The 24,191-nt window shown below is 67.5% G+C and carries 28 protein-coding genes; 12 read left to right on the top strand and 16 right to left on the bottom strand.

From position 1 onward, the window contains the following. The 4 genes from IP93_RS10770 to grxD all read right to left on the bottom strand — a co-directional run. Positions 1 to 227: transposase family protein (locus tag IP93_RS10770; protein ID WP_144815540.1), on the bottom strand; the 227-nt coding region annotated here is incomplete at its 3' end. A gap of 246 nt (positions 228 to 473) precedes the next feature. Beyond that, positions 474 to 1,070 carry a MarC family protein gene (locus IP93_RS10765; protein WP_144815538.1) on the bottom strand — a complete coding sequence of 199 codons (597 nt, stop codon included), beginning with the start codon at positions 1,068 to 1,070 and terminating at the stop codon, positions 474 to 476. Positions 1,071 to 1,150: 80 nt separating this feature from the next. Continuing rightward, positions 1,151 to 1,873, bottom strand: coding sequence for an SDR family NAD(P)-dependent oxidoreductase (locus tag IP93_RS10760; protein WP_144815536.1), 723 nt, complete (start codon positions 1,871 to 1,873; stop codon positions 1,151 to 1,153). An 11-nt stretch (positions 1,874 to 1,884) separates the two neighbouring features. Next, a complete protein-coding gene (gene grxD, locus IP93_RS10755) occupies positions 1,885 to 2,205 on the bottom strand; it encodes a Grx4 family monothiol glutaredoxin (protein ID WP_144815533.1) in 321 nt (106 codons plus the stop codon). 157 nt (positions 2,206 to 2,362) lie between these two features. Here grxD and sodB point away from each other — a divergent pair, with 157 nt between their 5' ends. Then, on the top strand, positions 2,363 to 2,941 hold the full coding sequence (gene sodB, locus IP93_RS10750; protein WP_144815532.1) for a superoxide dismutase [Fe]: 579 nt from the start codon (positions 2,363 to 2,365) through the stop codon (positions 2,939 to 2,941). A 124-nt stretch (positions 2,942 to 3,065) separates the two neighbouring features. Here sodB and IP93_RS10745 read toward each other — a convergent pair whose 3' ends face one another. The 4 genes from IP93_RS10745 to purE form a co-directional block, all read right to left on the bottom strand. After that, positions 3,066 to 3,422 (bottom strand): HepT-like ribonuclease domain-containing protein, encoded by a 357-nt coding sequence (locus IP93_RS10745; RefSeq protein WP_144815529.1) that lies wholly within the window; start codon positions 3,420 to 3,422, stop codon positions 3,066 to 3,068. Beyond that, on the bottom strand, positions 3,419 to 3,709 hold the full coding sequence (locus tag IP93_RS15935) for a nucleotidyltransferase family protein (protein WP_144815527.1): 291 nt from the start codon (positions 3,707 to 3,709) through the stop codon (positions 3,419 to 3,421). The genes IP93_RS10745 and IP93_RS15935 overlap by 4 nt, the downstream gene beginning before the upstream one ends. Before the next feature lie 83 nt (positions 3,710 to 3,792). After that, on the bottom strand, positions 3,793 to 4,935 hold the full coding sequence (locus IP93_RS10735) for a 5-(carboxyamino)imidazole ribonucleotide synthase (RefSeq protein ID WP_144815573.1): 1,143 nt from the start codon (positions 4,933 to 4,935) through the stop codon (positions 3,793 to 3,795). Positions 4,936 to 5,023: 88 nt separating this feature from the next. Continuing rightward, positions 5,024 to 5,533 carry a 5-(carboxyamino)imidazole ribonucleotide mutase gene (gene purE / locus IP93_RS10730; RefSeq protein WP_144815524.1) on the bottom strand — a complete coding sequence of 170 codons (510 nt, stop codon included), beginning with the start codon at positions 5,531 to 5,533 and terminating at the stop codon, positions 5,024 to 5,026. A 56-nt stretch (positions 5,534 to 5,589) separates the two neighbouring features. Here purE and IP93_RS10725 point away from each other — a divergent pair, with 56 nt between their 5' ends. Continuing rightward, the gene (locus IP93_RS10725) at positions 5,590 to 5,859 is read left to right on the top strand and encodes a Trm112 family protein (RefSeq protein ID WP_144815522.1); all 270 of its coding nucleotides are present in this window, start codon (positions 5,590 to 5,592) and stop codon (positions 5,857 to 5,859) included. Then, on the top strand, positions 5,856 to 6,773 hold the full coding sequence (gene nadC / locus IP93_RS10720; protein WP_144815520.1) for a carboxylating nicotinate-nucleotide diphosphorylase: 918 nt from the start codon (positions 5,856 to 5,858) through the stop codon (positions 6,771 to 6,773). Before IP93_RS10725 ends, nadC begins: the two co-directional genes overlap by 4 nt. A gap of 42 nt (positions 6,774 to 6,815) precedes the next feature. Here the strand turns inward: nadC and IP93_RS10715 are convergent, their stop codons facing one another. Beyond that, a complete protein-coding gene (locus IP93_RS10715; protein ID WP_144815517.1) occupies positions 6,816 to 7,592 on the bottom strand; it encodes an FHA domain-containing protein in 777 nt (258 codons plus the stop codon). A 75-nt stretch (positions 7,593 to 7,667) separates the two neighbouring features. Here IP93_RS10715 and IP93_RS10710 point away from each other — a divergent pair, with 75 nt between their 5' ends. After that, entirely contained in the window at positions 7,668 to 8,003 is a 336-nt protein-coding gene (locus IP93_RS10710; protein ID WP_144815514.1) for a DUF3301 domain-containing protein, read from the top strand. A gap of 7 nt (positions 8,004 to 8,010) precedes the next feature. Here the strand turns inward: IP93_RS10710 and IP93_RS10705 are convergent, their stop codons facing one another. The 6 genes from IP93_RS10705 to IP93_RS10680 all read right to left on the bottom strand — a co-directional run bounded on the left by IP93_RS10705 (position 8,011) and on the right by IP93_RS10680 (position 13,188). Then, positions 8,011 to 8,541 carry a ClpXP protease specificity-enhancing factor gene (locus tag IP93_RS10705; protein WP_144815513.1) on the bottom strand — a complete coding sequence of 177 codons (531 nt, stop codon included), beginning with the start codon at positions 8,539 to 8,541 and terminating at the stop codon, positions 8,011 to 8,013. Between the two features lie 62 nt (positions 8,542 to 8,603). After that, positions 8,604 to 9,239, bottom strand: coding sequence for a glutathione S-transferase N-terminal domain-containing protein (locus tag IP93_RS10700; RefSeq protein ID WP_144815510.1), 636 nt, complete (start codon positions 9,237 to 9,239; stop codon positions 8,604 to 8,606). A gap of 169 nt (positions 9,240 to 9,408) precedes the next feature. Beyond that, positions 9,409 to 10,176 carry a cytochrome c1 gene (locus tag IP93_RS10695; RefSeq protein WP_144815507.1) on the bottom strand — a complete coding sequence of 256 codons (768 nt, stop codon included), beginning with the start codon at positions 10,174 to 10,176 and terminating at the stop codon, positions 9,409 to 9,411. Then, positions 10,169 to 11,428, bottom strand: a complete 1,260-nt coding sequence (locus IP93_RS10690) for a cytochrome b (protein WP_144815505.1) — start codon at positions 11,426 to 11,428, stop codon at positions 10,169 to 10,171. The genes IP93_RS10695 and IP93_RS10690 overlap by 8 nt, the downstream gene beginning before the upstream one ends. Before the next feature lie 3 nt (positions 11,429 to 11,431). After that, on the bottom strand, positions 11,432 to 12,058 hold the full coding sequence (petA, locus tag IP93_RS10685) for a ubiquinol-cytochrome c reductase iron-sulfur subunit (RefSeq protein WP_144815503.1): 627 nt from the start codon (positions 12,056 to 12,058) through the stop codon (positions 11,432 to 11,434). 203 nt (positions 12,059 to 12,261) lie between these two features. Then, complete coding sequence (locus IP93_RS10680) at positions 12,262 to 13,188, bottom strand: lytic transglycosylase domain-containing protein (protein ID WP_144815500.1); 927 nt, start codon at positions 13,186 to 13,188, stop codon at positions 12,262 to 12,264. A 157-nt stretch (positions 13,189 to 13,345) separates the two neighbouring features. Between IP93_RS10680 and miaB the strand changes: the two genes are divergently transcribed. Next, a complete protein-coding gene (gene miaB / locus IP93_RS10675; protein ID WP_144815497.1) occupies positions 13,346 to 14,764 on the top strand; it encodes a tRNA (N6-isopentenyl adenosine(37)-C2)-methylthiotransferase MiaB in 1,419 nt (472 codons plus the stop codon). Between the two features lie 175 nt (positions 14,765 to 14,939). Here the strand turns inward: miaB and IP93_RS10670 are convergent, their stop codons facing one another. Next, the gene (locus IP93_RS10670; RefSeq protein WP_242006842.1) at positions 14,940 to 16,586 is read right to left on the bottom strand and encodes an amidohydrolase; all 1,647 of its coding nucleotides are present in this window, start codon (positions 16,584 to 16,586) and stop codon (positions 14,940 to 14,942) included. Between the two features lie 148 nt (positions 16,587 to 16,734). On the opposite strand from IP93_RS10670, the gene IP93_RS10665 reads away from it, so the two are divergent. From IP93_RS10665 to IP93_RS10635, 7 genes are all read left to right on the top strand, one after another. Then, positions 16,735 to 17,721 carry a PhoH family protein gene (locus IP93_RS10665; RefSeq protein WP_144815492.1) on the top strand — a complete coding sequence of 329 codons (987 nt, stop codon included), beginning with the start codon at positions 16,735 to 16,737 and terminating at the stop codon, positions 17,719 to 17,721. A gap of 28 nt (positions 17,722 to 17,749) precedes the next feature. After that, positions 17,750 to 18,235, top strand: coding sequence for an rRNA maturation RNase YbeY (ybeY, locus tag IP93_RS10660; RefSeq protein WP_144815490.1), 486 nt, complete (start codon positions 17,750 to 17,752; stop codon positions 18,233 to 18,235). A 132-nt stretch (positions 18,236 to 18,367) separates the two neighbouring features. After that, complete coding sequence (locus tag IP93_RS10655; RefSeq protein WP_144815488.1) at positions 18,368 to 19,225, top strand: CorC family transporter; 858 nt, start codon at positions 18,368 to 18,370, stop codon at positions 19,223 to 19,225. Between the two features lie 166 nt (positions 19,226 to 19,391). After that, positions 19,392 to 20,654 (top strand): lipoprotein N-acyltransferase Lnb domain-containing protein, encoded by a 1,263-nt coding sequence (locus IP93_RS10650; protein ID WP_144815485.1) that lies wholly within the window; start codon positions 19,392 to 19,394, stop codon positions 20,652 to 20,654. Between the two features lie 88 nt (positions 20,655 to 20,742). Next, positions 20,743 to 21,735 (top strand): magnesium and cobalt transport protein CorA, encoded by a 993-nt coding sequence (locus tag IP93_RS10645; RefSeq protein ID WP_144815483.1) that lies wholly within the window; start codon positions 20,743 to 20,745, stop codon positions 21,733 to 21,735. A gap of 120 nt (positions 21,736 to 21,855) precedes the next feature. Beyond that, positions 21,856 to 23,925: a carbon starvation CstA family protein gene (locus IP93_RS10640; protein ID WP_144815480.1), complete on the top strand. Its 2,070-nt coding sequence runs from the start codon at positions 21,856 to 21,858 to the stop codon at positions 23,923 to 23,925. Continuing rightward, complete coding sequence (locus IP93_RS10635; protein WP_144815478.1) at positions 23,925 to 24,155, top strand: YbdD/YjiX family protein; 231 nt, start codon at positions 23,925 to 23,927, stop codon at positions 24,153 to 24,155. Before IP93_RS10640 ends, IP93_RS10635 begins: the two co-directional genes overlap by 1 nt. Positions 24,156 to 24,191 lie beyond the last annotated feature (36 nt).

Below are 24,191 nucleotides of genomic sequence, written 5' to 3'. Positions count from 1 at the left end.
CGCAGGCGCGGTAGCCGCAACTCAACCGGATCTCCGAACACCGGCAGATCCCGAACCCGGCGCATTGTGCGGTCGTGGATCGCTTCAACCCGGCCGCCACACCCCATGCAGGTTCGCGCCACTCCAGGTTCTGGTGCCAGCTCCACCACCAGCCAGCGCAGCGCCCCACGCATCTCGTGACGCCACTCCCCAACCCGGTAGCCCACCCAGCCACCCAGCTGGGCCATACAATCCCCTTCGGCCACGGCCGACCCCTGTTTGTAGTCTCGACAACCACAAATTAGCCGGGTCGGCCGTGCGCCTCTCCCTCAGTTGGGAGAAGAACCATTGATTGGCTGCCCCACCCCGCACGCGAACGCACGGGTTAATGACAGATTAACATACTGATCCGCATGTGTTTCTGTTTCATGACTTGCGTCAAGAAAGTTGCATGACCGTCTCGCGAACCGGCGCGATGGCTGGGATCAAGGCGTTCAGGGCGCCGAAATCTGCAGGTAGGTGCCCAGCCCGTCCAGGAACATCTGCACCGAGATGGCCACCAGCAACATGCCCATCAGCCGCTCCACCGCGGTCAGCACCCTCGACCCCAGCCACTTGTACAGGTAGGTGGCCGACATCAGGATCGCCGCCGTCGCGCCCCAGGCGATGATCAATGCGAGGCTCCAGTCGCCCAGCCGCGCGGGCTCGTTGCTGCCCATCAGCATCACCGCCGCCATGCCGGAGGGCCCGGCCACCAGCGGGATGGCCATCGGCACGATGAAGGGTTCGCCCTCGGGGATCTCGCCCATGAGGCCTTCCGGCGGGGGGAAGATCATGCGGATGCCGATCAGGAACAGCACGATGCCACCGGCGATGGAGACCGACTCCTGGCGCAGGTGCATCAGTTCCAGGGCGTACTTGCCGCCCCACAGGAACGCCATCAGCACGCCCAGCGCGATCAGCAGTTCGCGCGCCACGATGATCCGCTGCCGGCGCGCCGGGAGCCCGCGCAGCAGGCTCAGGAACACCGGTACGTTGCCCAGCGGGTCCAGGATCAGGAACAGCAGCAGCGCGGCGGAGGCGATCGTCATCGGCGGGTGGCTCGTGCTGTCGGGTCGGGAGGTTCAACGCCGCGCCTGGCGCAGGCGGGCGGGTGCGGCTGGGGTCCCTTTCAGGGCCGGGGAGCCCAGACCGTGCCTCGGTGGGCCGCCCCTTCGGCCGACAACAGCGTGACACACGCATCGGCATAGGCAACCGGGTCGCGGGCCAGGCGGTCGTTTTCCTCCACGTAGGCCTTGCTGCGCAGCGGCGTGCGCATCGGGCCAGGCTGCAGGCCTGCCACGCGCACCGGGGAGTTCGCCAACTCGGCGTGCAGCATGCCCACCAGCGCCGAGAGGCCATGCTGGGCCAGGCCGTAACCGCCCCAGTAGGCCTGGCCGACGCGGGACAGGTCATCGACGGTGAACACCAGTGCCGCATCGGGCGCCTGGGCCAGCAGCGGCAGGCAGGCCTGGGACAGCCACCAGCGCGCGGTCAGGTTGACGTGCAGGGCACGGGCGAAGGCGGCCGGGTCGGTCTGCAGCAACGGTGTCAGGCCGCGGAACTCGGCGGCGCAGTGCAGCACGCCGTCGAGGCGGCCCAGTTCCGACTCGATGCGCCCGGCCATCTCGGCATAGTCATCGGGCGAGGCGCCTTCCAGGTCCAGCGGGTACAGCAGCGGCTCCGGGCCTTCGGCGGCAAGTGCGTCGTACAGGCGGTTGAGCTTGGGCACCTTGCGGCCCAGCAGCACGACGGTGGCACCCGCGCGTGCGCAGGCCAGCGAGGCGGCGCTGCCCAGCCCACCATGCGCACCTGCGACCAGCGCTACGCGGCCGGCCAGGGCGGCTTCGGTCATGGGGGCGGCACTCACTGGGTTTGGGTTTCGCTGACCATGCGCGCCAGCTCACCCGACTCGGCCAGTTCCAGGGTGATGTCGCAGCCGCCGATCAGCTCGCCGTTGATGAAGAGCTGCGGAAACGTGGGCCAGTTGGAGTAGCGCGGCAGGTTGGCGCGGATTTCCGGATCTTCCAGCACGTTGACGGTGTGCAGGTGGGTGGCGCCGGCGGCCTGCAGCGCCTGCACGGCGCGGCTGGAAAAGCCGCACATCGGGAACTGCGCGGTGCCCTTCATGAAGAGCACGATCGGGTGGCCTTCGACTTCCGCCTTGATGCGGTCCATCACGGACATGGTGCGACTCCTGCAAAGGTGCGTTGCCGGATTTTGACGTTCAGGCAACGATGCATGGGGATAGAATGCCCATTCTAATCGTTCTCACCCCTGCGGACCCGGGCCTCGCCCGCTCCGCGTCCCCAACCGCCAGCCCCTGCTGCAAGGAGCAAGCCCCATGGCCATCGAACTGCCTGCCCTCCCCTACGATCGCACCGCGCTCGAGCCGCACATCTCGGCCGAGACGATCGATTTCCACTACGGCAAGCATCACCAGACCTACGTGACCAACCTCAACAACATGATCGCGGGCACCGAGTTCGCCGACATGTCGCTGGAGGACATCATCCGCAAGTCGCAGGGCGGCATGTTCAATAACGCGGCGCAGATCTGGAACCACACCTTCTACTGGAACTGCCTGTCGCCCAATGGCGGCGGCGAGCCGGTGGGCAAGCTGGCCGACGCCATCAACAAGGCGTTCGGTGATTTCGCCAAGTTCAAGGAAGAGTTCACCAAGGTGTCGGTCGGCACCTTCGGCTCGGGTTGGGGCTGGCTGGTGCAGCGCGCGGACGGTTCGCTGGCGCTGGTGAGCACGTCCAATGCCGCCACCCCGCTGACCGGTGAAGACACGCCACTGCTGACCTGCGATGTGTGGGAGCACGCCTACTACATCGATTACCGCAATGCCCGCCCGAAGTACGTCGAGGCGTTCTGGAACCTGGTCAACTGGGACTTCGTCGCGTCGCAGATGAAGTAAGCGAAGGCGGATGTCCGATGCGCGAACGGCCGGTTTCCCCGGCCGTTTGCATTTGTATGGGTGTCTGACTCCAGCTTCCATCGCCCGGCACACGCGCCAATGAAGTTGGGCCCAGCGGGCCGTTCTACGGCGTGAATCCCCTGGCGGTGTCATCCAACTGCACCCGCAAGCCTGGCAAGGCCGACTGCACCGTCTCCCACACCACTTCAAGGTCCACCTCGAAGTAGCCGTGGGCGATCCTGTTTCGCATCCCTTTCATGCTGCGCCATGGGACCGCACCATGCTGCCTTGCAAACTCACCGTGGTCCTGCAGCACCTTGGCTGCAATCTCACCCAGCACCATGAGGTTGAGGATGACGGCTTGCTGGGTACGCTTGTCCGCCATGAAGGCGTCCTTGGTCATGCCATCCACATATGACATGGCCAATCGGATGGCTTCACTGGACTGCGCAAGGTAGTCCGCCAGCCGATCTTGGGTCATACCGGAACCGCCTCCGCAAGCACCTCAGCACGGAATTTCGGGGGGAGGTCACCCGGGGTTCGCACATCCACAGGAACGCCAAGGAGTTCCTCCAACTCCACCTGCAACCCTCCCAGGTCGAGCAAAGTCGCCCCAGGCAATGGGTCGACGAGTAGGTCGAGATCACTGCCGTCGGCGTCGACCCTGTGCAACACCGATCCGAACACACGCGGATTTGCGACACGAAAGCGGTGCGCTGCCAACCGTATCGCAACGCGGTGGTTGTCCAATACCGCGGAGGGCTTCATGGCGCTGCCATTGGCGAGTGGGTCATGGGGATATCCTGCGGCCGCGGCCACCGAAGGTCAAAAGCTGGGCGATGCAACGCTACTCACCCCTGGAGGCGTACCACCACCGGCGCAACCTGGGTCTCGCGCCCTAGCGCCACACCAGCCCGTTCCAACACCGCAATCAACTCCTGCGCCGAATCCGCGCGCAGCGTGGCATGGCCCACCTTGCGGCCTTCGCGCGGCTGCTTGCCGTAGTCGTGCCAGTGTCCGCCGGGCTCGCGCAGCACCGCGTTGGCATCGGGCATGGCGCCAATCCAGTTGAGCATGCAGGCCTGGCCGACCATGCGGGTATCACCCAACGGCAGCCCGAGCACGGCTCGCAGGTGGTTCTGGAACTGGCTGGTCTCGCTGCCTTCGATGGTCCAGTGACCGGAGTTGTGCACGCGCGGCGCCAGCTCGTTGGCCAGCAGTTCGCCGTCGCGGCAGAACAGCTCCAGCGCGAGGACGCCGACGTAGTCCAGTGCCTCAGCCAGCTTGCGCGCATGGCTGATGGCGGTGGCGGCCATCGCGTCGTCCACTGTTGCCGGGGCGAGGCTGGCGGACAGCACGCCGTCCACGTGCCAGTTCTCGGTCAGCGGCCAGGCGCGGAACTCGCCATCGCGGCCGCGCACGGCCACCACGCTCAACTCGCGCTCGAACGCGACGAAGCCTTCCAGGATCAGCCCGACCTTGGCGGCCTGCGCACCGAGCGCGTCCCATGCCGCCGCGATGTCGGCCGGTGACTTGATGCGGAACTGGCCCTTGCCGTCGTAGCCCAGGCGACGGGTCTTGAGGATGCACGGCGTGCCGATCTCCGCCACGGCCGCGTCCAGCTGCTCGCGGGTGTCGATGACGGCGAACGGCGGCACGGGGATGCCCAGGTCGCGGAACAGGGTCTTTTCGGCGAGGCGGTCCTGCGCCGTGGCCAGCGCGCGCGGGTTGGGGAACACCGGCACGCGGCTGGTCAGCCACTGCGCCGACTCGGCAGGGACGTTTTCGAAATCGAAGGTGGCCACGTCCACGCGCGAGGCGAACTCGGCCAGCGCGGATTCGTCGGTGTAGTCCCCCACCACCATCGGCGCGAACTGGCCGGCGCAGGCGTCGGCCACGCTGTCCATGACCAGGAAGCGCAGGCCCAGCGGCGCACCGGCCAAGGCCATCATGCGCGCCAGTTGACCGCCTCCGAGGATGCCAACGGTGGTCATGCGGGAATCGGGAGTGCTCATCGATTGGAATTCGGGTTTGCGGTTGGGGCGCGGGGGGCGTGGCGGCCATGACGGCCGCACGGGCCCGTCAGCGGCGCGGGTCGTCGTTGCCGGCGACGTCGTCGGTCTGCTTCTGGCGGAAGGCGGCCAGCGCGGCGCCGATACCCGGGTGTTCATGGGCCAGCATGGCCGCGGCGAACAGCGCCGCGTTGGCCGCGCCGGCATTGCCGATGGCGAAGGTGCCCACCGGGATGCCGGCCGGCATCTGCACGATCGACAGCAGCGAGTCCATGCCGTTGAGCGCCTTGCTCTGCACCGGCACGCCCAGCACCGGCACGGCGGTCTTGGACGCCAGCATGCCCGGCAGGTGGGCGGCGCCGCCGGCCCCGGCGATGATCGCGCGCAGGCCACGCCCGGCGGCGCTTTCAGCGTAGGAGAACAGTACGTCGGGCGTACGATGCGCGGATACCACGCGCACCTCGTGGGGCACGCCAAGCGCTTCGAGCTTGGCCGCCGCATGCTGCATCGTCTCCCAGTCGGAGCGCGAGCCCATCACGATGCCGACCAGCGGCGCGGAAGCGTTCTCAGGGGGGGTCATGGCTGGCCCTTGCGGCAAAACGGTATTCTACCGGCCTTCCGCCAGAGCTTCACCGTATGGACCGCAAACTGCTCGACCTGCTCGTCTGCCCGGCCACCCGCCAGCCGCTCGCCCTGCTCGACAGCCGTGGGCTGCAGGCACTCAATGCCGCCATCCAGGCCGGCGGTGTCGTCCGCGGCGACGGCGCCCCGCAGGCCGAGGCCGTGCGCGAGGCGCTGGTGACGCGCGACCACAAGACCGTTTACCGGGTGGATGACGGCATCCCGGTGCTGCTGGTGGAGGAAGCCATCGCCACGGCGCAGGTCCCGGACTTCCCGGCGGCATGACCGTGTCGCCATCCGGCCACGACACGCGCCACGACGCCGCGGGCCCGGCAGGCGCAACGAGCATCGTGCCGCCGCCGGCCACTGCGGTGGAGGCCGACGTGGCCGCTGCCCTGGCCGAGGACCTGGGCCAGGGCGACGCCACCGCCGCGCTGCTGCCCGATGCCGCCGACCATGCGTACCTGCTGTGCAAGGAGGACGCCGTGGTGTGCGGGCGCCCGTGGTTCGATGCCTGCCATCGCGCCCTGGACCCGGACGTGCGCATCCACTGGTACGTGGCCGAAGGCGACCGTGTGCGCAAGGGCACGGTGCTGGCCACCCTGCAGGGCCGGGCGCGCGCGCTGGTGAGTGCGGAACGCGCCTCGTTGAACTTCCTGCAGACCCTGTCGGGAACCGCAACGGTCACCGCGCGCTACGTGGATGCGGTGCGGGGCACGCGTGCGCGCATCCTGGATACCCGCAAGACCCTTCCCGGCCTGCGCCAGGCCCAGAAGTACGCGGTGCGCGTGGGCGGCGGCAGCAACCACCGCATGGGCCTGTACGACGCGGTGATGCTGAAGGAAAACCATGTCCGCGCCGCGGGCTCGCTGACCGCGGCGGTGCACGCCGCACGCGCGATGCATCCGGCCCTGCCCCTGATCGTGGAAGTGGAAACGCTGGCGCAACTGGAAGAAGCCCTGGCCGTGGGCTGCGACCGCATCCTGATCGATGACTTCGACGCGGCCACGCGACGCGAGGCGGTACGCATCAATGCGGGCCGCATCCCGCTGGAGGTCTCGGGCGGCGTGGACCTGGAAGGCCTGCGGGCGATCGCCGAGGACGGCGTGGACTGCATCTCCATCGGCGCGCTGACCAAGCACCTGCACGCGATCGACCTGTCGCTCAAGCTCGGGCCGCCCCCCGGCGCCATCGCCTGAGGCGATGGCGTCGCAGGCGCCGCACGCTCCCTGGTCGCGCCCTCAGCGGAGTGCGAACGCGACGGCCACCGCGGCCACCACCAGGACGATCGCCGCCACGACCCATCCACGGCGCGAGGGCGCCGCCGTCGACTTCGCTTCGTGGCTGGCCTCCGGCTGCCCGTAGGCGACCAGTTGGAAGCGCATCGTGTCGAAGCCGATCTCGTCGCCCACCCGTGCCTCGCCGCGCAGCACGCGGTTGCCATTGATGAAGGTGCCGTTGCTGGACCCGACATCCTCGACCTGGACCTCGTGTTCGGTGGCCAGCAGGCGCGCATGCGCGCGCGAAAGCCCCGGCTCGTCCAGGCGCAGCGAGCATTCCGGGCCACGGCCCACGGTGACGGTGCCGGCCAGCGGAATGCTGCGGCCGAAGGCGCGACCCGCGGTGCCGCGCAGGACGAACTTCGGCGTCACCGGACGCACGGCCGTAACGCCCGGGTCATCGTTGGCGGACGATCCGGCGTGCCAGGGGTCGGAAAGCTTCCGCACGGCCGCCGCCGGTTCGATCGCCGCCAGGCGCGCCTGCACGCCATGGAAGGCCACTGCGTCGCCGGCACGCAGTGAGATGAGACCATCCACCGCCCGGCCATTGACGGTGACCTCGCCCGATTGGGGCACCTCAAGCATCACGCCGGTGCCGGTGACGTGCAGCAGGCAATGCTGCGGCCGGACACCGGGCACGTTGATCACCACATTCGCTTCTGGATCCGAGCCTACCCGGTTGACCCCGGGCCCCAACAACACCTGTGGGTGCTCCCCTCCTGGAAAGACCAGCTTCATCGCGTTGCAGTCCCCTCTCTGTCGATTGCCGTGCGGTGCTTGCGACGCGGTCGCCACGGCTGCACATTAGTGCACATGCCGACTCTAGTCATCCTGATGATCGCGACTGCGATTGTCGTCTCACTCTGGAATGCGAACCGCGCGGCCGCCGAGCGCGCCGAGGCCGCGGGTCGCGACGCTTGCCGCGCTGCCGGCGTGCAATGGCTGGACCAGAGCGTCCATGCCATCGGCTGGCGGCTCTACCGCCGGGAGAGCGGCTGGCTGGGCATGGAGCGCACGTTCCGCTTTGATTACTCGATCCACGGGGACGACCGCCACATCGGTCGCATGGTGCTGCGTGGCGACCGCCTGGTGTCTTTCACCGGCCCGGTGAGCGCGACCCCGGTTGCGATGCCGCCACAACGCAACTGAGCGCGGCTTACTTCACCACGCGCAGGAACGGACCGCCGGGACGCGGTTTGGGCGCATCCGGCCCCCTCGGGCCGTCGTCGTCGCCTTCGTCATCCGCGGCGCCATGGTCGGGCACGGCGCTCAGGCCAGGACGTCCCGCCGTCGTCGAGCGCGGTGACGCCTGCTGGTCGCCGGACTCCTCTGTGACCTCGTCGGCATCGTCCGGCAGCATGTCTTCCGGCAAGGCCATGCCCTGCCCGGTTTCGCGCGCGTAGATCGCCAGCACGGCACTGACCGGCACGGAGACCGCTTGGCTCACGCCGCCAAAGCGGGCGCTGAAGCGGATCGTTTCGTTGTTCATCTCAAGCCGCGCCACTGCCCGTTCGGCCACGTTGAGCACGATGCGTCCGTCCTTCACCGCATGCTGCGGCACCTGCACGCCGGTGCGCGTCGCGTCCACCAGGAGGTGGGGCGTCATGCCGTTGTCCGCGATCCATTCGTACAGAGCCCGCAACAGGTACGGGCGGTGGCTGGTCATTGGCGGAAACTGATCGGTCATGCATGCAGTGTAACGTCGCGGCCCCGGAGCGGCGACGCCTGCCTGCCACACAAGCCTTCGCGTCAGCCCGGCAGGTCGCGCAGCCGGCGCTCCTGCTCCGTCAGGCTGCGGGCGAAACCAGGACCGCGGAAGATGCGGTTGCCGTAATCCTCGATGGCCTTGCCATCCTTCGGTAGCGGCACACCCAGCGCATTCAGGCGCCAGATGATCGGCGCCATGGCGCAGTCGGCCAGGCTCATTTCGGGGTTGAGGAAGAACTTGGAGGCCTTGAACAGCGGCACCGAGGCGGTGAGCAGTTCCTTCAGGCGTTTGCGGCCTGCGTCGGCCTGCGCCTTGTTGCCCAACTGGATGGCCTGCACCTGCGGCACCCAGTCAACTTCCAGCCGAAGCATCGCCAGGCGCAGACGTGCGCGCGACAACGGGTCCACCGGCATCAGCGGCGGGTGGGGGTAACGCTCGTCGAGGTACTCACTGACGACGCTGGCGGCATACAGCACCAGCTCGCGCTCCACCAGCGTGGGCACCGAGTGGTATGGATTGAGGTCGACCAGGTCTTCGGGCGGGTTCTGCGGGTCGACCGGCACCAGGTCGTAGGTGACGCCCTTGGCGGCCAGGACCAGGCGCACGCGGTGGGACAGCACGCAATCCGTCGCTGAGAACAGGGTGAGGGCATTACGCATTCGTGGGCTAGCCGCCATCATCGACCTCGCTGTGGACCGGGTTCCACCGGTCTCAGGACGCCACCCACCCCGTGTGGGCAGTCATCAGCCCTTGAGACTAACGCTTTTTCCACATTTGCCACATCCCCCTCCCTTGGCGCCAGATGTGCAAAGGCCCGCTCGAGGCGGGCCTTTGCGCTGGACGGCGTCAGTGCTCGACGTCTCGCCAGTATTCCTTCTTGACCAGCCAGAACAGGAAGGTGAGGACCGCCAGGAACAGGATCACCCACACGCCGAGCTTCTCGCGCTTGAGGGCGGCCGGCTCGCCGGCGTACTCCAGGAACGCGGAAATGTCACGGGCGGTCTGGTCGAACTGTGCGGCATCCTGCACGCCCGCCTGGGTGACGGCCAGGCCCAGCACCGGGCGCTCGCCGGTGGCGTCGGGCTTGCCGAACTCGGCATGCTGCAGGCCCTGCAGCTCCCACAGCACGTTGGGCATGGAGGCGTTGGGGAACAGCTTGTTGTTCCAGCCCAGCGGACGGGTCTCGTCCAGGTAGAACGACTTGAGGTAGGTGTACACCCAGTCGCTGCCGCGCACGCGGCTGACCAGACTCAGGTCCGGCGGCAGTTTGCCGAACCACTGGTTGCCCTGCGCCTCGGTCATGCTGACCTGGATCTGCTCGCCGAACTTGGCGCCGGTGAAGTTGAGGTTCTTCATCACCTCGTCTTCGGTCAGGCCCAGGTCCTCGGCCATGCGCGAGTAGCGCAGGTACTTGAGCGAATGGCAGCCCGAGCAGTAGTTCATGTACAGCTGGGCACCACGCTGCAGCGAGGCACGGTCGTTGAGGTCGGTACCCGCCTGCTGCAGGTCACCGCCGGCGGCCGCGAAGGCCGAGACCGAGACCAGCAGGCCGGCGGCGAACACCGCCAGCTTGTGCAACGGGTTCACCCGCTTGGAAACAGTTGCGTTAGTCATGCATCGTCACCCGTTCCGGCACCGGCTTGGTCTTGTCGAGCTTGGTCCACAGCGGCATCGTGATGAAGAAAGCGAAGTAGTAGAAGGTCAGCACGCGACCCACCTGGGTCTCGACCGGGTCGGTACCCGGGCCGGCGCCGATCTTGCCCAGCCAGATGAAGCTGAAGGCGAAGGCCAGCAGCAGGGCCCAGGACAGCAGGCCGCGGTAGCGATAGGACTTGACCTTGGAGCGGTCCAGCCACGGCACCGCGAACAGGATGGCGATGGCCGAGAACATCACGATCACGCCGCCCAGCTTGTCCGGGATCACGCGGAGCATCGCGTAGTACGGGGTGTAGTACCACACCGGCTTGATGTGGGCCGGGGTCACCAGGCGGTTGGCCTCGGTGAAGTTGTCATGCTCCAGGAACCAGCCACCGAACGCCGGCGCGAAGAAGATGACGAACGCGGCCAGCATCAGGAAGAAGCCGACGCCCACCAGGTCCTTGACCGTGTAGTACGGGTGGAACGGAATGGCGTCCTTGGGCTTGTTGGCATCCCAACGGTTGCCCTTCGGGCCCTTCTTGATGTCCACGCCGTCCGGGTTGTTGGAACCCACTTCGTGCAGCGCGCCCAGGTGCAGCACGACCAGCAGCAGCAGGACCAGCGGCAGCGCGATGACGTGCAGCGCGAAGAAGCGGTTGAGCGTGGCGTCGCCGGGCAGGTAGTCGCCCATGATCCACTCGACCAGGCCGTTGCCGATGACCGGGATCGCGCCGAACAGCGAGATGATCACCTTGGCGCCCCAGAACGACATCTGGCCCCACGGCAGCACGTAGCCCATGAAGGCTTCGGCCATCAGCACCAGGTAGATCAGCATGCCGAGGATCCACACCAGCTCGCGCGGCTTCTGGTACGAGCCGTACATCAGGCCGCGGAACATGTGCAGGTACACGACGATGAAGAACAACGACGCACCGGTGCTGTGCATGTAGCGGATCAGCCAGCCCCACTCCACATCACGCATGATGTATTCGACCGACGAGAACGCTTCGGCCGCGGACGGCTTGAAGTGCATCGTCAGGAAGATGCCGGTGACGATCTGGTTGACCAGCACCAGCAGCGCGAGCGAGCCGAAGTAGTACCAGAGGTTGAAGTTCTTCGGCGCGTAGTACTCGGTCATGTGCTTGCGGTACGCCGGCATCATCCCCGGCGCGCGCTCGTTGACCCAGTCCATCACGCCGCACGCGGCGCGTGTAATCATGTTAGCCATGGCTTATGCGGCCCCCGTGCTGTTTGACTGCGAGGGATCGACGCCGATGATGATGGTGTTGTCATCGGCGTAGTGGTGCGGCGGCACGACCAGGTTGGTCGGCGCGGGCACGCCCTGGTAGACGCGGCCAGCCATGTCGAACTTGGACTTGTGGCACGGGCAGAAGTAACCACCCTTCCACTCGGTGTCGAACGGCTCGGGGCGGATCTCGGCCTTCATCTCCGGCGAGCAGCCCAGGTGGGTGCACAGGCCGACCAGCACGGAGATGTCCGGCTTGATGGAGCGCAGCTCGCCCTTGATGTACGCCGGCTGCTGGTCCAGGTTGTCCGACTTGGGGTCGCGCAGGTGGCTGTCGAGGGTCGGCAACGCATCCAGGATCGCCTTGGAACGCTTGACGATCCAGATGGGCTGGCCGCGCCACTCGAAGATCAGGCGCTGGCCTTCGGCCAGGGCGCTGATATCGGCGGTCACCGGGGCACCGGCCAGCTTGGCACGGGCGCTCGGGTTCCAGGACTTGATGAACGGCACCGCCGCAAAGCCGACCCCGACCGCACCGACCACTGCCGTGGTCGCGGTCAGGAAGCGGCGGCGTCCCGTGTTTACAGGATCGTTGACCCCTTGGTTGGCCATTCGGCACTCCGCAAAGCTTAGTAACGAAGTTTCACCACAGGGCCGCCGCCACTGGCGACGGCTCGCGGCTCAAAAGACGGGGAAGTGTAACGGAACGGTGAACGGCAGGACAATCGGCGGCGGACCTGCGGGTCTCATCGGGGCGAACGCCATCACATATCCCGGGCCACGGGACCCTGTCGCCCGAGGCTCCGGGCACTGGATTATTGCAGGCCGCCCGCGCTCCGATAGCGGTCGGCGAGCACTCCGACCCGCTGCACGTAGCGTTGGGTCTCGCTGTAGGGGGGCACGCCCTTGTACTTGTCGACCGCGCCCTCGCCGGCGTTGTAGCCCGCCGCCGCCAGGGTCAGGTCGCCCTTGAAACGCTTGAGCAGCCAGGCCAGGTACTGGACCCCACCGTGGATGTTCTGCGATGCATCGAAGGCATTGCCCACCCCGAAACGGCGCGCCGTGGCGGGCATCAGCTGCATCAGGCCCTGCGCGCCCACGCGCGACAGCGCATTGGGGTTGAAGGCGGACTCAGCATGGATGATGGCCCTGACCACGGCTTCGTCCACCCCGAACTTGCTGGCTGCCGCGCGGATCTCGTCACGGTAGGCCTGGGTGTTGAGCCGGACCGAGCCGAAGTTCACGCCCGGCTTTGCGCCGCAGGCGTAGCACGTCTCGATATAGCTGTACTTGATCGTGCGGACCGCCAAGGCCTGCGTGTCGCCGCGGGGGGGGCGGCTGGAGTAATGGCGAACGCCGTCCTGGACATAGGCGTAGACCTGCCCGCGGACCACCCGGCCACCCCCGGAAGACGACCGCTTCGAGGCCACCGGCGGCGGGGGCGAGGACAAGGTGGAGCTGGCAATGGCGATTTCGGCGGGGGTTGCCACCTTGGCCGGAGACCCGATGACGGGGTTGGCTGGCGTCGCACTGCCGACCGAGACCGGCTGTGGCGCTGGTGTGCGCCGGCCCCGCGCCCGGGCGGAGTGGGAGCCCACGGCGGTGCATGCGGCGCCTGGAATGCGCTTGCTGACGTAGCTGCGGCCGCCGTCGGCGGTCTCGCAGCGATACACGGTGCCGGCCACCGCAGGCGCGGTCGCAAGCAAAGTGATCGTCCCCAGTGTCAGGAAAATCCCCTTCATCGGTGTGAGTGTCCCCCGTCCAGTGGGTATTTGCCAAGTCATTGATCCGAAAACGGGATGCAGTGCCGGTTCAGGCCGCCGGGCGGGTCCGACGGCAACCGGCTAAACTGATCGACCCTCCGGCGCGGATTAACCGCCGCCCCTCCCGGACCTGACCATGACCGACACCGCCCTCCCCGACCCGCCCACGGCCGTCGCTGCCCCGACCGCTTCCGCCCCCGCCCTGCCGGCCCGCGGCAAGCTGTTCATCGAAACCCACGGCTGCCAGATGAACGAGTACGACTCGGCGCGCATGGCCGACGTGCTGGCCGCCGCCGAGGGCCTGGAACTGACCGACGACCCGGCCGAGGCCGACGTGGTGCTGGTCAACACCTGCTCTATCCGCGAGAAGGCGCAGGACAAGGTGTTCAGCCTGCTGGGCCGCTGGAAGCAGCTCAAGCAGGGCGACAAGCCGGTGCTGATCGGCGTGGGCGGCTGCGTGGCGTCGCAGGAAGGCGAGGCCATCGTCAAGCGCGCGCCCTACGTGGACCTGGTGTTCGGCCCGCAGACCCTGCACCGCCTGCCCGAGCTGATCCAGGCCAAGCGCGAGACCGGCAAGCCGCAGGTCGACATCTCCTTCCCGGAGATCGAGAAATTCGACCGGCTGCCGGAGCCGCGGGCCGAAGGCCCGAGCGCGTTCGTGTCGATCATGGAAGGTTGCAGCAAGTACTGTTCGTTCTGCGTGGTGCCCTATACCCGCGGCGAGGAGATCAGCCGACCGTTCGAGGCCGTGCTGGTGGAGGTGGCGGAACTAGCCGCGCAGGGCGTGCGCGAGGTGACGCTGCTCGGGCAGAACGTCAATGCCTACCGCGGCCCGATCGCGACCGAGGACGGCGCCGAACCGGAGCTGGCCGACCTGGGCCTGCTGATCCGCGCCATCGCCGAGATCGAGGGGCTGGACCGCATCCGCTTCACCACCTCGCACCCACTGGAGTTCAGCGATTCGCTGATCGAGGCCTACCGCGACGTGCCCAAGCTGGCCAACTTCCTGCACCTGCCGGTGCAGGCGGGCAGTGACCGCATCCTGTCGGCGATGAAGCGCGGTTACACGGCGCTGGAGTTCAAGCAGAAGATCCGCAAGCTCCGCGCGGTGCGGCCGGACATCTCGATCTCGTCGGACTTCATCGTCGGCTTCCCGGGCGAGACCGAGGCGGACTTCGAGAAGACGATGAAGCTGATCGAGGACGTGGGCTTCGACCAGTCGTTCTCGTTCATCTACTCGCGCCGCCCGGGCACGCCGGCGGCGGACCTGGAAGACACGGTGACCAGCGAGGAGAAGCATGCGCGCCTGTCGCGCCTGCAGGCGACGATCAATGCCCATGCGGCGAAGATCTCGCAGGCGATGGTGGGCAGCACGCAGCGGGTGCTGGTGGAAGGGCCGTCGAAGAAGAATCCGAACGAGTTGACTGGCAAGACGGAGAACATGCGTTCGGTGAACTTCCCGGCGCCTTCGCGGCTGGTGGGGCAATTCGTGGATGTGGTGATTACCGAGGCGCTGAGCAATTCGCTGCGGGGGCGGGTGGTGTTGGCGGATTGAGTCTCGGGCCCGGGGCTGGGCTCACGGGGACGTTGCTTTTCCCTCGGTCGGGGCTCCTGCCCCGACTCGGGCGCGCGCCATCCATGGCGCGCTTGTCGCAACGCCCCCGTGAGCCCATCCCCTCGGAGACTCAATCAACGGTGGATGAGATCAAAAGCAGCAGCGCGAGCGCCTGTCAGCGCGTGGCCTGGTAGACGGGGCGGCCATCCACGTACGTGGCCTGCACGTCCAGGGTGCGCAGTCCGGCAGGTGGGATGGCCAGCGGATCCTGCTTCAGCACGATGAAGTCGGCGCGCTTGCCCGGCACCAGGCTGCCCACGCGCGCTTCGGCAAAGCCGGCATAGGCGGCGTCCAGGGTGAAGCCGCGCAGCGCCTCGAAGGCGGTCAGCTTGTCTTCGGGGTGCCAACCGCCCACGGGCAAGCCGTCGCCATCCGCACGGGTCGTGGCGGCATACAGTCCCAGCCGCGGGTCCACCGATTCCACCGGAAAATCCGAACCGAGCGCCAGGCGTGTGCCGCTGTCCCGCAACTGGCGCCATGCGTAGGCACCCACGATGCGGGCGGGGCCGACACGGTCCTCCGCCCATGGCATGTCGCTGGTGGCGTGGGTGGGCTGCATCGAGGCGATGACGCCCAGTGGCGCCAGCCGCGGCAGGTCCGTCGGCGACAGGATCTGGGCATGCTCGATGCGCCAGCGATATTCGGCGGGTTGGGTGCTGCCCAGTGCCTTGGCGTAGGCATCGAGCACCTCGCGGTTGCCGCGATCGCCGATGGCGTGGGTGGCGACCTGCACGCCGCAGTCGCGGGCCTTGGTCGTGACCCGGTCGAGCTCTTCCGGCTTCATCAGCAGCAGGCCGCTATTGGCGTGGTCGTCGCTGTACGGCTCCAGCATGGCGGCGCCGCGACTGCCCAGCGCGCCGTCGGCAAACAGCTTGAGTGCGCGCATTTCGAGCCGGCCACCCGCGTGCCGATACAGGCCGTTCCTGCACAAGGCGTCCAGGGCGGCGCCATCGCCGTCGGCCATGGCGTATACCCGCAACGGCATGGCCTTGCGGTCAGCCAGGCGCTGGTAGGCCTGCAACTGGGTCAACGACACGCCAGCGTCATGCACGCCGGTGAGGCCGTGCTCCACCGCGGACTGCATGCCGAGCACCAGCGCGCGCTCGGTGGTGGTGGCGTCCATCGCCGGCATGGCCGACTCGACCAGGTCCATGGCGGCATCGATGAACAAGCCCGTGGGCGCACCCTGGGCGTCACGCAGGATCTGGCCACCGTCGGGCTGCCAATCACCGCGCAGGTCACGCTTCACGATGCGCATCGCCGCGGTGTTGCCCCATGCGGCATGGCCATCGACTCGGCTCAGCCACACCGGGCGATCGGGGAAGGCCGCGTCCAGGTCGGCGGCGGTCGGGAAATGCTTCTCCGGCCAATCGTTCTGGTCCCAGCCACGACCGAGCAGCCAGGCGCCCGGGGGCAGATCGCGGGCGAAATCACGCAGGCGCTGCAGCACGTCGGCCTTGCTGCGGGTGTCGACCAGGTCGGCGCGGAGCCTGGCCAGGCCCAGGCCGGCCACGTGGCCATGCGCGTCGATCAGGCCGGGCGCCACGGTGGCGTTGCCGACATCGATCCGCGTTGCCTTGGGGTATTGCTTGAGCAGGGCCGCGGTTTCGCCCAGGGCGAGGATGGCGCCACCGTCGTCGAATGCCATCGCTTGCGCACGCGGGCGCGCGGTGTCCATCGTGTGGATCCGGCTGGCGGTCAGCACGGTGACCTTGGCCGCCTGTACCGGCATCGACGCCGCGACGATCGACAAGGCGATCACTTGCCCGAGCCGTGAGTGCCTGAATCCGTGCATTGCCACACCCCGCTGAACAGTAAGATCGCCGCACTTTGCGAAAAACCCGCGACAGGCGCAAGCTGACCGCCTGCGGGCGCCGCCCCACGCGCCCGCTCCCCCTTCTGCATCGACGATGTCCTCGCGAACCACTTCCGAATTCACCTTGGACCCGCCCGAGGCCGAGCGCCTGGCCAATCTCAGCGGGCCGTTCGACGGCCACCTGCGCATGATCGAGTTGCGCCTGGGCGTGGAGATCGCCAACCGCGGCAACGTGTTTCGCGTGGTCGGCCCGCAGGCCGCGGTAGGCAAGGCCGAGCGCCTGCTGCGCGAGCTGTGGACCGATGCCGCCAACGAGACGCTGGACGAGCCCGCGATCCACCTGCGCCTGGCCGAGGCCGACGCCGACCGCATCGCCGAGCAGGACATCGAGCCGCAGGAAGTAGCCATCCGCACCAAGCGCGGCACCATCCGCGGACGCGGCGCCAACCAGGCCAAGTACCTGCACGCGATTGCCGTGCACGACATCAATTTCGGCATCGGCCCGGCCGGCACCGGCAAGACCTACCTGGCCGTGGCCAGCGCGGTGGAAGCGTTGAACGAAGGCCGCGTGCAGCGCCTGATCCTGGTGCGTCCGGCGGTGGAGGCCGGCGAGAAGCTCGGCTTCCTGCCCGGCGACCTGACGCAGAAGGTGGACCCCTACCTGCGCCCCCTGTACGACGCGCTGTACGAGATGCTGGGCGTGGAGAAGGTGGTCAAGCTGCTGGAGAAGAGCGTCATCGAGATCGCGCCGCTGGCATACATGCGCGGACGCACGCTTAACGATGCGTTTGTCATCCTCGACGAGGCGCAGAACACCACGATCGAGCAGATGAAGATGTTCCTGACCCGCATCGGCTATGGCAGCACCGCCGTGGTCACGGGTGACATGACCCAGATCGACCTGCCCCGCCACCAGAAGTCGGGACTGAAGGACGCGCTGGACGTGCTGCACCACGTCAAGGGCATCAGTTTCACCTTCTTCGAGGCGCGCGACGTGGTGCGCCATCCGCTGGTCGCGCGGATCGTGGAGGCCTACGATTCGCGCGACGAGAAGAACGCGCAATCCGGCACTTCGCCCTGACCCCCTCCGCTGATCCCGGATCGATGCCATGACTGTTGGTCCCACCCGTCTCGACGTTTCCATCAGCTACGGTCTGCCGCGTGCCGGCATCCCGTCCGCCACCAGCTTCCGCAAGTGGGTGGCCGCGGCGCTGGAAGGGCGCATCCGCGAAGCCGACCTGGCCATCCGCGTGGTCGACACCAAGGAGGGGCAGTCGATGAACCACCATTACCGGGGCAAGGACTACGCCACCAACGTGCTCAGTTTCCCTGCGGAGCTGCCCGAAGGCCTGCCCGAAGGCGTGAAGCTGCCATTGCTGGGCGATCTGGTGATCTGTGCGCCGGTGGTGGCTCGGGAAGCCCGTGAACAGGGCAAGGCGTTGGCGGCCCACTACGCCCACATGACCGTGCATGGCGTGCTGCACCTGCTGGGCTGGGACCATGACGACGAGCGCGAGGCCGAATGCATGGAGCAGTTGGAGCGCGAAATCCTGGCCGCCCTGGGCATCGAGGACCCGTACGCGGTCGCCGGCTGAATTCGCCGCCCACGACGGCGTCAGGGCCACGGCCCGGCAATGGCGACCCTTGGGGTTTCACCGATTCGCCCACCAACCGGGGTAGACTTCCTGAACGACCCCCACCCCCCAGGGGGCGCCTGACCATGCCCCATGTCCGAGGACGACAGTAGTCATTCCCACGCGCCGGAGCGGCGCTCCTGGCTCGAACGCATCAGCTCCGCGCTGTCCGGCGAACCCACCACCCGCGAAGACCTGGTCGAACTGCTGCGCGATGCCCAGGCCGACGGCCTGATCGCCGCCGACGCGCTGCGGATGATGGAGGGCGCCATCGCCATGTCGGACCTGACCGTGGGCGACGTGATGATCCCGCGCTCGCAGATGGTCTCGCTGCCTGCGGAGGCGCCGCTGCTGGACATGATGAAGCTGGTGGTGGAGTCCGGGCACTCCCGCTTCCCGGTGCACGGCGAGGAAAAGGACGAGATCCTCGGCATCCTGCTGGCCAAGGACCTGCTGCGCGGGGTGGTGACCGACCACGGGCCGCGCACGATCCACGAGCTGCTGCGGCCGGCGGTGCTGATACCCGAATCCAAGCGCCTGGACGTGTTGCTGCGCGAGTTCCGCCAGTCGCGCAACCACATGGCCATCGTCATCGACGAGCATGGCGGCGTGGCCGGCCTGGTGACCATCGAGGATGTCCTGGAGCAGATCGTCGGCGACATCGACGACGAGCACGACGATGCCGAGGACCCCAACGCGCTGATCGCGGCGCAGGCCGACGGCCAGTTCGTGGTGGATGCGCTGACGCCCATCGGGGATTTCAACGAGCGCTTCAAGGCCGAGTTCAACGATGACGAGTACGACACCATCGGCGGGCTGGTGGTGGCCGCCATTGGCCACCTGCCGGAGGCGGGCGAGGAACTGACGCTGGGCCGCTTTGCGTTCCGCGTGGCCAGTGCCGACGCGCGCCGCATCCATGCCTTCCACGTGGGCGTGCTGGGTGGTGACTGATGTGGGTGCCCGCGTCGCGGGCCACCGGGCGATCACAGGGTGGGCTGTACGCCTGCGCGCGGGGCTCGTCGCCGCGCTGCTGGGGTTGGCCATGCACGGGGCTACTGTGGCGACACCGACAGGGGGACGCACTGACGCGCCCGCGCTGAATGCGTCGAATGCCCCGATGGCCAGCACCGATGACCAGGGTCGGGCCGCCGTGCCATACCCCGCGTTGACGGGCGACGTTGCGGGCTCGCCTGGTGACGACGGCACCTCGGGCCGCCCTGCCCCGCCGCAACCATCCGGCACGCCCTCCGCCGCCGGGATTGCGCTGCCCCATGGTGGTCCGGCACCGGAGATCGGCGTGATGACGATGCTCCCGGGCGAGATCTTCTGGGAACGTTTCGGACACGACGCCATCGTCGTGGTCGACCCGGCCACACGGGAGGCCACGTCGTACAACTTCGGCTTCTTCGACCTGGACGAACCTGATTTCACCTCGCGCTTCATCCGCGGTGACATGCGCTACCGGCTGGTCGCGCTACCGGTCGACCAGGACCTTGCGGTCTACGAAGCCGAAGGCCGCGGCGTCAGCATCCAGTGGCTGGACCTGACGGCGGAGGATGCCCGGCAGTTGGCCGTCGCATTGGCCGAAAACGCGCGTCCGGAAAACGCGCGCTACCGCTACGACTACTTCCTCGACAACTGCTCCACCCGCGTGCGCGACGCGATTGACCGGGCCTTGCACGGTCGCCTGCGGAGCCAGTTGGAAGGCCGTTCGCAGGGCAATACCCATCGCGGCGAGGCCATGCGCCTGGCGTCGCCGGATTTCTGGATGTGGCTCGGGTTCGATGTCGGCCTTGGCCCGGCGGCGGACAAGCCATTGCCGTTGTGGGATGAGGCCTTCGTGCCCATGCGCCTGTCGACGGCGCTGCGCGACGTTACCCACCCCGATGGGCGGCCCGTGGTGCGACGCGAACACGAAGTGCTGCCCCACCGGCTGCAGCCGGAGCCACGGGAACGGCCGCAACGCTGGTGGTTGTGGGCACTTTGCGGACTGGCCATCGGTGGCGCGCTTGCGTGGGCCGGGCGGCGCCATCCACGCGTCACGACGGCGTTGGCGGTGCCCTTCTGGACCCTGTGCGGCGTGGTGGGAACACTGTTGCTGTTCCTGTGGTTCGGCACCGCGCATCGCTTCGCGTGGGGTAACCACAACCTGTTCCTGCTCAGTCCGCTGGCGTGGCTGCTGTTGCCCGGTGCCGTTCGCCTGCTCCGCGGGCGCCCGCCCGGCACCTGGTTCAACCGGGCATTGGCGCTGGTGGCCGCAGTAGCCGCCATCGGCCTGTTTGCCCATTGGCTGCCCTTGGCTCCGCAGCGCAACGCGCATTGGATCGCCCTGCTGCTGCCGGTCCACCTCGGGCTCCTGGCGGGGCTGCGGCGACGCTAGGGCCCTTGCGAAGGGGGCCCAGGCCAAGTCGACCATTTCGGGTTGCGCGCAACTTGTATGAGCGCGCGACAACCGCCACCATCCGGCCATGAGCCGTGCCGACCTGCCCAAGTGCGTCATCAATTGCGTCGCCTACGACCGTGAAGGTGCGCGCCGCGACATTACGCTGGACGCCATCAGCGAGGTGCTGGCCGTCGATGACGGCAGCTTTGTCTGGGTGGGACTCTACGAGCCCAGCGAGGACATCCTCGACAAACTGCAGGAAGAATTCGACCTGCATGACCTGGCCGTGGAGGACGCGCACAAGGCGCACCAGCGTCCCAAGCTGGAGGCCTACGGCAGTTCGCTGTTCATCGCCATCCACACCGCGCAGACGGTGGACAACCGCATCCGCTTCGGCGAAACACATCTGTTCGTGGGGCCGCGCTACCTGGTGACCGTGCGCCATGGCGCCTCGTCCAGCTATGCGGCGGCGCGCGCGCGCATGGAGCGCGAACCGGACCTGCTGCGCCACGGTCCCGGCGCGGGGCTGTATGCCGTGCTCGACATGGTGGTCGACAACTTCATGCCGATCATCGATGGCTTCAACCACGAGCTCAACGAGCTGGAGCAGGACATCTTCGCCAACGAGTTCCATCCCAATACGGTGCGCGAGCTGTACGAACTCAAGCGTGAGCTGACCCGGCTGCGCATGGCGGTGTCGCCACTGCAGGACATCCTTGGCCAGCTGGCCCGGTCGCGCGGCGGCCTGGTCGACGACGAGATCCAACTGTACATGCGCGATGTGCTCGACCACGCCGTGCGCATCAACGAGAGTACCGACACCCTGCGCGAGATGCTGACCGCGGCGCTGAGCGTGAACCTGTCGCTGGTCACCGTGCACCAGGGCGAAGTGGTGAAGCGGCTGGGTGCGTGGGCCGCGCTGCTGGCCGCGCCGACGTTGATCGCGAGCTGGTATGGCATGAACTTCGTTCACATGCCTGAATTGGGTGGCCGCTGGAGCTACGCGATCCTGATCGGCGTGGTGGCGGTGACCTGCCTGGTGCTGTACCGGATGTTCAAGCGCGCGCGCTGGCTGTGACAGCGCTCCCTCCGACATTGGTCGGCGGGTAGACCAAAGTTGCACGGTTTATGCCGCAGTGCGGATTGACCCCTCGCGCGCACGGGGTGACCCTTCCGGGGTCCATTGGGAGACTTTTGCATGAAGGGTGGAATCGCCAGGTTGGCCTGGGCGGCGTTGGCCGTGCTGGGTGCCGTGTGTCTGGGAGTAGTCGCGCTTCGGCGCGGGGAGCAGATCAACGCGCTGTGGATCGTGGTTGCGGCGATGTCGATCTATCTGGTCGCATACCGCTACTACAGCCTGTTCATCGCCAACAAGGTGTTTGGGCTGGACCCGACCCGTGCCACCCCGGCGGTGATCCACAACGACGGCCTGGACTACGTGCCCACCAACAAGCACGTGCTGTTTGGCCACCACTTCGCCGCGATCGCCGGCGCGGGCCCGCTGGTCGGACCGGTGCTGGCCGCGCAGATGGGCTACCTGCCCGGCACGCTGTGGCTGATCGCCGGCGTGGTGCTGGCCGGCGCGGTGCAGGACTTCATGGTGCTGGTGGTGTCCAGCCGCCGCGACGGCCGCTCGCTGGGTGAACTGGTGCGAGAGGAAATGGGTCAGGTGCCGGGCACCATCGCGCTGTTCGGTGCGTTCCTGATCATGATCATCATCCTGGCGGTGCTGGCGATGATCGTGGTGAAGGCGCTGCAGGGCAGCCCCTGGGGCATGTTCACGGTGATCGCGACGATCCCGATCGCGATCTTCATGGGCATCTACATGCGCTATATCCGCCCGGGCAAGATCGGCGAGATATCGATCGTCGGCCTGGTCCTGCTGCTGGCCGCGATCTGGTACGGCGGCGTGGTCGCCGCGCACCCGGTCTGGGGCCCGGCGTTCACCTTCACCGGCACCCAGATCACCTGGATGCTGATCGGCTACGGCTTCGTCGCCGCGGTGCTGCCGGTGTGGCTGCTGCTGGCCCCGCGCGACTACCTGTCGACCTTCCTCAAGATCGGCACGATCCTCGGCCTGGCGGTGGGCATCTTCATCACCATGCCGGAGCTGAAGATGCCGGCGCTGACCCAGTTCACCGACGGCACCGGCCCGGTGTGGAAGGGGTCGATGTTCCCGTTCCTGTTCATCACCATCGCCTGCGGCGCGGTGTCCGGCTTCCACGCGCTGATCAGTTCGGGCACCACGCCCAAGCTGCTGGCCAACGAGGGCCACGCTCGCTACATCGGCTACGGCGGCATGCTGATGGAGTCGTTCGTGGCGATCATGGCGATGGTCGCGGCGTCGATCGTCGATCCGGGCGTGTACTTCGCGATGAACAGCCCGGCCGCGGTGATCGGCACCGACGTGGCCAACGCCGCAAAGGTCGTCTCGGAGTGGGGCTTCGTGGTCACCCCGGAGATGCTGACCACGGTGGCCGCCGACATCGGCGAGAGCAGCATCCTGTCGCGCGCCGGCGGCGCACCGACGCTGGCGGTCGGCATCGCCCAGATCTTCCATTCGGTGATCCCGGGCGAAGGCATGATGGCTTTCTGGTACCACTTCGCGATCCTGTTCGAAGCGCTGTTCATCCTCACCGCGGTCGACGCGGGCACACGCTCGGGCCGCTTCATGCTGCAGGACCTGCTCGGCAACTTCGTGCCGGTGATGCGCAAGACCGACTCGTGGGGACCGAACCTGATCGCCACCGGCGGCTGCGTGGCGCTGTGGGGCTACTTCCTGTACCAGGGCGTGACCGATCCGCTGGGCGGCATCAACATGCTGTGGCCGCTGTTCGGCATCGCCAACCAGATGCTGGCCGGCATCGCGCTGATGCTGTGCACCGTGGTGCTGTTCAAGATGAAGAAGGACCGCTTCGCCTGGGTGTCGATCGTGCCGACAGTGTGGCTGCTGGTGTGCACCATCTCGGCCGGCTTCATCAAGATCTTCGACGCCAACCCGGGCGTGGGCTTCCTGGCCCAGGCCAACAAGTACCGGGCCGCGATCAACGCCGGCGAACTGATCGCGCCGTCCAAGGATTTCGGCGGCATGCAGCAGATCATGGTCAACAACTACATCAACGCCGGCCTGACGGCGCTGTTCCTGTTCGTGGTGCTGGCGATCCTGGTGTATTCGGTCAAGTCGATCATGGTCGCCCGCCGCAACCCGGCACGCACCGACCGCGAGACCCCGTACGTCGCCCTCAAGCCGCACGAGATGAACCTGTGATGGCCACCACCGGCACCGCCCTGGTCCCCGCCGGCGAGCACCAGCAGCTGCGCCGCGTGTGGCGGCGACTGGTGCAGACCGCGCGGCTGTGCTGTGGAATCCCGGACTACGACAACTACGTGCGGCACTTGATGGAGAAGCATCCGGAACGCCCCATCCCCGACTACGCCACGTTCTTCCGGCAACGGCAGGACGCGCGCTATGGAGGCGGCGGATTCCGCTGCTGTTGAGACACACGGGGCCCGGGAAACCGGGCCCTTCTCATG

This window comes from Aerolutibacter ruishenii, from assembly GCF_007830115.1.
In the GTDB taxonomy this organism is placed as follows: Bacteria; Pseudomonadota; Gammaproteobacteria; order Xanthomonadales; family Xanthomonadaceae; genus Aerolutibacter; species Aerolutibacter ruishenii.
This window is presented reverse-complemented; position numbering and strand designations above follow the sequence as displayed.